Consider the following 5,733-nt stretch of genomic DNA (forward strand, 5'->3'; position numbering starts at 1 on the left):
CCGCGGAACTCCCGCCGTTCCCCGGCCCGTCCACGGCCGCGTACACCGCCCACCCGAGCAACGCCCCCGGCACGAGCGCGGCGAGCGCCACGGTCAGCGGTCCGCGCAGGGACCGCCGGGGCTGTGGGGGATCGAAGCCGGGACCTGTGTACGACACGCAGCCACCCTAGCGGCCCGCCCGGTCCCCCGACGGCCCGACGGACTCAGATCCCCGGTCCCGTGCGGCGCAGTACCCGCAGGGACCCGGTGGCCGAGACCTCCGTGAAGGCGCCGGACTCCAGGGCCCGGAGGTAGACGCGGTACGGCGCCTGGCCGGTGAACTCGTCCGCCGGGTCGGGGAAGACGTCGTGGATGACGAGGAGACCGCCCTCGGCGACGTGGGGGGCCCAGCCCTCGTAGTCGGCCGTGGCGTGCTCGTCGGTGTGACCGCCGTCGACGAAGACCAGGGCGAGGGGGGAGTTCCAGAGGGCGGCGATCTGCGGGGAACGGCCCACCAGGGCCACCACGTGGTCCTCCAGGCCCGCCCGGTGCAGGGTGCGGCGGAAGGTGGGGAGGGTGTCCATCAGGCCGAGTTCCGGGTCGACCGTCTCCGGATCGTGGTAGTCCCAGCCGGGCTGCTGCTCCTCGCTGCCGCGGTGGTGGTCCACGGTGAGCGCGGTGACGCCCGCCGCGCGGGCGGCGTCGGCGAGCAGGACCGTGGAACGGCCGCAGTAGGTGCCGACCTCCAGCAGGGGCAGACCCAGGCGGCTGGCCCCGGTCGCCGCCGCGTACAGGGCCAGGCCCTCGTCCGCGGGCATGAAGCCCTTCGCCGCCTCGAACGCGGCCAGGATCTCCGGCGGGGGAGCCATCGGCATGGAGGGGGCCTTTCCCGAGGTCGTCCGTGTGTGCACGGGCCCATGCTGCCGTACCTTCCGCCCGGTCACGCGGGCAGGGGGCCGGCGGCGCCCCGCCGGCCCCGCGCGCCCGCGGCACGACCCGCGGGACACCCCCTAGCCGCCGTCGGCGGGGACGGGGACACCGGTCGTGTCCCGGCCCCGTCCCGGGAGGCCGCGCAGCGCCGTCTCCGCGCGTTCCAGGTGCGCCTCCTCCTCGCTGCTCGCCCGCAGCCGCAACCGTGACGACGGGCGCCCGCCGGGGAGGAACAGGGCCAGGAGCAGGCCCACGGCCACCGCCGCCGTCGCGATCAGGAAGGAGACGCGGAAGCCGTGCAGGGTCGGGACCTCCGTACCGCCCACGGTGTCCGCCGTGCCGGCCAGCACCATGCCGATCACGGCGCTCGACACCGACGTACCGATGGAGCGCATCAGCGTGTTCAGGCCGTTCGCGGCGCCGGTCTCCGAGGCCGGGACCGCGCCGGTGATCAGGGCGGGCAGGGAGGAGTAGGCGAGGCCGATGCCCGTGCCGAGGACGACCGAGGTGACGACGGTCTGCCAGGCGGCGTCCATCAGGCCGAGGCCGCCGCCGTAGCCGGCCGCGATGATCAGCAGGCCGAGGACGAGGGTGGCCTTCGGGCCGTAGCGGGCGGACAGGCGGGCGTAGACGGGGGCGGTGAACATCATGGTCAGGCCCAGCGGGGCCACGCACAGGCCCGCGACGACCATCGACTGACCCAGGCCGTGACCGGTCTCGGCGGGCAGCTGGAGCAGTTGCGGGAGGACGAGGGAGACGACGAAGAAGGAGACGCCGACCATGATCGACGCGAGGTTGGTGAGGAGGACCTCGCGCCGGGCGGTGGTGCGCAGATCCACCAGGGGCGCGGGCACGCGCAGTTCCATCAGGCCCCACAGCAGCAGGACCGCGGCCGCCGCGCCGAACAGGCCCAGCGTGGTGCCGGCGGTCCAGCCCCAGTCGCCGCCCTTGGAGACGGGGAGCAGGAACAGGACCAGTCCGGCGGACAGGCCCAGCGCGCCCGGCAGGTCGAAGGTGCCCTTCGCCCGCACCGGGGACTCCGGCACGACGAGCAGGGTGAGGGCGATGGCGAGGGCGCCGAGACCGGCCGCGCCGAGGTAGAGGGCGTGCCAGTCGGCGTGCTGGGCGACCAGCGCGGCGGCGGGCAGGGCCAGACCGCCGCCGACGCCTATGGAGGAGCTCATCAGAGCCATCGCGGAGCCCAGCCGTTCGTGCGGCAGCAGGTCGCGCATCAGACCGATGCCGAGCGGGATCGCGCCCATCGCGAAGCCCTGGAGCGTACGGCCGGTGATCATCGGCAGCAGCTCACTGGTGGAGGCGCTGACCAGTGCCCCGGCCACCATCACCGCGAGGCTGGTGACCAGCATGCGCCGCTTGCCGTACAGGTCGCCGAGGCGGCCCATGATCGGGGTGGCCACGGCGCCGGAGAGCAGGGTCGAGGTCAGCACCCAGGTGGCGTCGGAGGGTGAGGTGTCCAGCAGGCGGGGCAGGTCCTTGACGACCGGGACCAGCAGGGTCTGCATCACCGCGACGACGATGCCCGCGAAGGCGAGCACCGGGACCGCGGCCCCGCTCGCCCGGTCGGTGGTGCGAGCGGTCGTCGTCTGCGTCATGGGCGGGGGCCTCCAGGCCGGAACCGGTCGTGCACGGAGTCGTGCGGGGGGAGTCGTGCACGGACGCGTGCTCGTGCACGGATGCGTGCTCGTACGGGGATACGTGCACACCGAACCCCGTACACCGAGGCAACTATTCCGATGATGCGGCACGTCGGCGAATCCTGACCGTTCCTTTGGCGTAGGAGAGACGCGGGAAAGGCGTAGGAAGGGGCGGGGGAGAGGGGGAGAGGCGTAGGGCGAAATGCCGATGCGGCGGGTGCGGGCGGGTTGAGACCATGGCGCACATGCTCGAAACCACCGACACCACCCGTCTGTCCGGCCGCGGCACTCCCCCCATGTGGCTGGTGGTGGCGCTCGCGTGTGCCGGGCAGTTCCTCGTCGTGCTCGACATCTCCGTGGTGAACGTGGCCCTGCCGTCCCTGCGCACCGGGCTGGACCTCGGCGAGCAGGGCCTCCAGTGGGTGGTCAACGCGTACTCCATCGCCTTCGCCGGCTTCATGCTGCTCGGCGGCCGGGTCGGCGACCTCTACGGGCGCAAGCGCATGTTCCTCGTCGGCCTCGGGCTGTTCACGCTGGCCTCGCTGGCCGGCGGGCTGGCCCAGGAGGGCTGGCAGCTGCTGCTGGCGCGGGCCGCGCAGGGGCTGGGGGCGGCCGTCCTGGCGCCCTCCACGCTCACCCTCGTCACCTCCGCGGTGCCGGAGGGGGCGGCCCGCGCCCGGGCCATAGCGACCTGGACGGCCGTCGGCGCGGGCGGCGGCGCGGCCGGCGGATTCGTCGGCGGGGTGCTGGTGGAGGCGCTGTCGTGGCGCTGGGTGCTGCTGATCAACGTGCCGGTCGGCGCGGTGGTGCTGGCCGGCGCCGCGTGGTGGCTGGTGGAGAGCCGGGACGGGGGCGGCCGGCGCCTCGACCTGCCCGGCGCGCTGCTGGTGACGGCCGGTCTCGCCACGCTGGCGTACGGCATCTCGCAGACCGAGGCCGAGGGCTGGGCGGCGGCGGCCACCCTGGTGCCGCTGTGCGCCGGGCTCGCCCTCATCGTGCTCTTCCTCCTGGTCGAGGCACGGGCGAAGGCGCCGCTGATGCCGCTCGGGCTGCTGCGGCTGCGGTCGGTGGCGTCGGCGAACGCGGCGATGTTCCTGAGCGGCTCCGCGATGTTCTGCATGTGGTTCTTCATGACCCTGTACGCGCAGAACGTGCTCGGCTACACCCCGCTGGAGGCCGGGCTCGCCCTGGTGCCCAGCTCGCTCGCGGTGGTCCTCGGTTCCAAGATCGCGCCCCGGCTGATGCACACCGCGGGCCCGCGCGCCGTGGCCGTGCTCGGCACACTGGTCGCGGTGGCCGGCTTCGGCTGGCAGTCGACGATGACCGCCGACGGGGCGTACCTGACCACGATCATGTTCCCCGGCATCCTCATGATGCTGGGCGCGGGCCTCGCCGGGACGCCGCTCGCCGCGCTCGCCACGTCCGGGGCGCCGCCGCGGGAGGCCGGTGTCGTCTCCGGGCTGGTCAACACCTCCCGCACGATGGGCGGTTCCCTGGGGCTCGCGGTCATGTCGACGATCGCGGCGGCCCGCACGGCGGGCGACCGGACACCCGAGGCGCTGACGGAGGGGTACGCGCTGGCGTTCCGCACGGGGGCGGTCGTCCTGGCCGCCGGGGTGGTGCTGATGTGGGTGTGGCTGCCGGGGCGGACGGCCGCGGCCACCGGTCCGGGACGCGGGAAGGCGAGGGCCGCGGTGGGCGAGGAGACCTCCTGACGGGCTCCGGCCGGGGCGGAGGGGTATTTCCCCCAGCGCCGGGGACAGGGCTGTACAGAGGGCGCCGACGACGGCCCCGGCGACGCTTCCGGTGATCAGGAGACCCATGCCCATCGACGCAGCCAGGGCGCTCGCCGCCGCACCCCGGACCGGTGAGATCTCCTGGACCGCCGAGGACGTCCTGCTCTACCACCTCGGCATCGGCGCGGGGATCCCCGCCACCGACCCCGGCGAACTGCGCTACACCCTGGAGACCCGGCTGCACGTCCTGCCGAGCTTCGCCACCGTCGCGGGCGCCGGGGTGCCGGGGGTGATCGGCGCCCTGTCCGTGCCCGGCGTCGAGGTCGACCTGGCGAACGTCCTGCACGGCGGCCAGTCGCTCACCCTGCACCGTCCCCTCCCGGCCGAGGGCACCGCCACCACCACCGGCCGCATCACCGCCGTGTACGACAAGGGCCGGGCGGCCGTCCTGGTGATGCGCACCGAGGCCGCCGACGCCGACGGCCCGCTGTGGACCGACGAGGCGCGGGTCCACGTGCGCGGCGAGGGCGGCTGGGGCGGCGACCGCGGTCCGTCCGCGCGGCGCGAGGCCCCCGCCGGGGAGCCGGACCGGACCGTCGAGCGGACCGTCCGGGAGGACCAGGCCCTCCTCTACCGCCTCTCCGGTGACCGCAACCCGCTGCACGCCGACCCCGGGTTCGCCGCGCGCGCCGGGTTCGAGCGGCCCGTCCTGCACGGGCTGTGCACCTACGGCATGACGCTCAAGGCGGTCGTCGACACCCTGCTCGGAGGCGACGTCACCCGGGTGCGCGCCTACGCCGCCCGGTTCGCCGGGGTGGTGTACCCGGGCGAGACGCTGCGGATCCGGATGTGGCGCGGGGACGGCGGGGTGCGCGTGACCGTGGGTGCCGTGGAGCGGGGCGACGCGCCCGTGCTCGCCGACACCACCGTCGCACACTCCTGAACGTCCCTGTGAAACATGGGAGTTGTGTCCGGTGCACCGGCCGCCCCGCCGGAGACCGGGCCGGACACGGTGCGGCCCCGCCCGTCGTGCGACGGGCGGGGCCGGTCGTGTTCCCGTGTGCCGGGCCGCATCTGACGTACCGTCAGGCAGCGGCCTCCGAGCTCTCGTTCTCCTCCACCGGCCTGCGGTGACGGCCCCGCGGAGCCGTCTCGGCGTCCTGCGTGGAGACCGGCCCCCGGTGCCTGCCGTGCCCGGCAGCGGCCTGCCCGCCCTCGGCGGTCTGCGGCTGGTTCATGATGACGTCGTTCATCGGAAGGAATTCACCCCGTAGACATGGTCTTTCCTGCAGCCGGGCGAGTGTAACCGGCCGACCACGCCCCGGATCCAGGCGACCACGCCGACCGCTGCTACTTCGTTACAAGCCGTCCCAGGGGCGCCTGTTGGAGGGGTACGGGGCGGGGAGCGGGAAGGGCGCCGGGGAGGTGAGGGG

5 protein-coding genes and 1 pseudogene are annotated in these 5,733 nt (G+C 74.5%); 2 read left to right on the forward strand and 4 right to left on the reverse strand.

The window, feature by feature from the left end; genetic code table 11:
• From B7L92_RS43965 to B7L92_RS27260, 3 genes and pseudogenes are all read right to left on the reverse strand, one after another.
• Positions 1–157: pseudogene (locus tag B7L92_RS43965) on the reverse strand (N-acetylmuramoyl-L-alanine amidase); the annotation flags it as partial.
• Between the two features lie 46 nt (positions 158–203).
• Positions 204–854: a class I SAM-dependent methyltransferase gene (locus B7L92_RS27255; RefSeq protein WP_081240020.1), complete on the reverse strand. Its 651-nt coding sequence runs from the start codon at positions 852–854 to the stop codon at positions 204–206.
• Positions 855–989: 135 nt separating this feature from the next.
• A complete protein-coding gene (locus B7L92_RS27260) occupies positions 990–2,522 on the reverse strand; it encodes an MFS transporter (RefSeq protein WP_081240021.1) in 1,533 nt (510 codons plus the stop codon).
• A 278-nt stretch (positions 2,523–2,800) separates the two neighbouring features.
• Here B7L92_RS27260 and B7L92_RS27265 point away from each other — a divergent pair, with 278 nt between their 5' ends.
• Entirely contained in the window at positions 2,801–4,279 is a 1,479-nt protein-coding gene (locus tag B7L92_RS27265; RefSeq protein WP_107501615.1) for an MFS transporter, read from the forward strand.
• Positions 4,280–4,385: 106 nt separating this feature from the next.
• Positions 4,386–5,243 carry an enoyl-CoA hydratase ChsH3 gene (gene chsH3, locus B7L92_RS27270; RefSeq protein WP_081240022.1) on the forward strand — a complete coding sequence of 286 codons (858 nt, stop codon included), beginning with the start codon at positions 4,386–4,388 and terminating at the stop codon, positions 5,241–5,243.
• A 142-nt stretch (positions 5,244–5,385) separates the two neighbouring features.
• On the opposite strand, the gene B7L92_RS41175 is transcribed toward chsH3, so the two are convergent.
• A complete protein-coding gene (locus B7L92_RS41175; RefSeq protein ID WP_170102248.1) occupies positions 5,386–5,553 on the reverse strand; it encodes a hypothetical protein in 168 nt (55 codons plus the stop codon).
• Positions 5,554–5,733 lie beyond the last annotated feature (180 nt).

It is taken from the genome of Streptomyces viridosporus (assembly GCF_002078235.1).
Taxonomy (GTDB): Bacteria; Actinomycetota; Actinomycetes; order Streptomycetales; family Streptomycetaceae; genus Streptomyces; species Streptomyces viridosporus.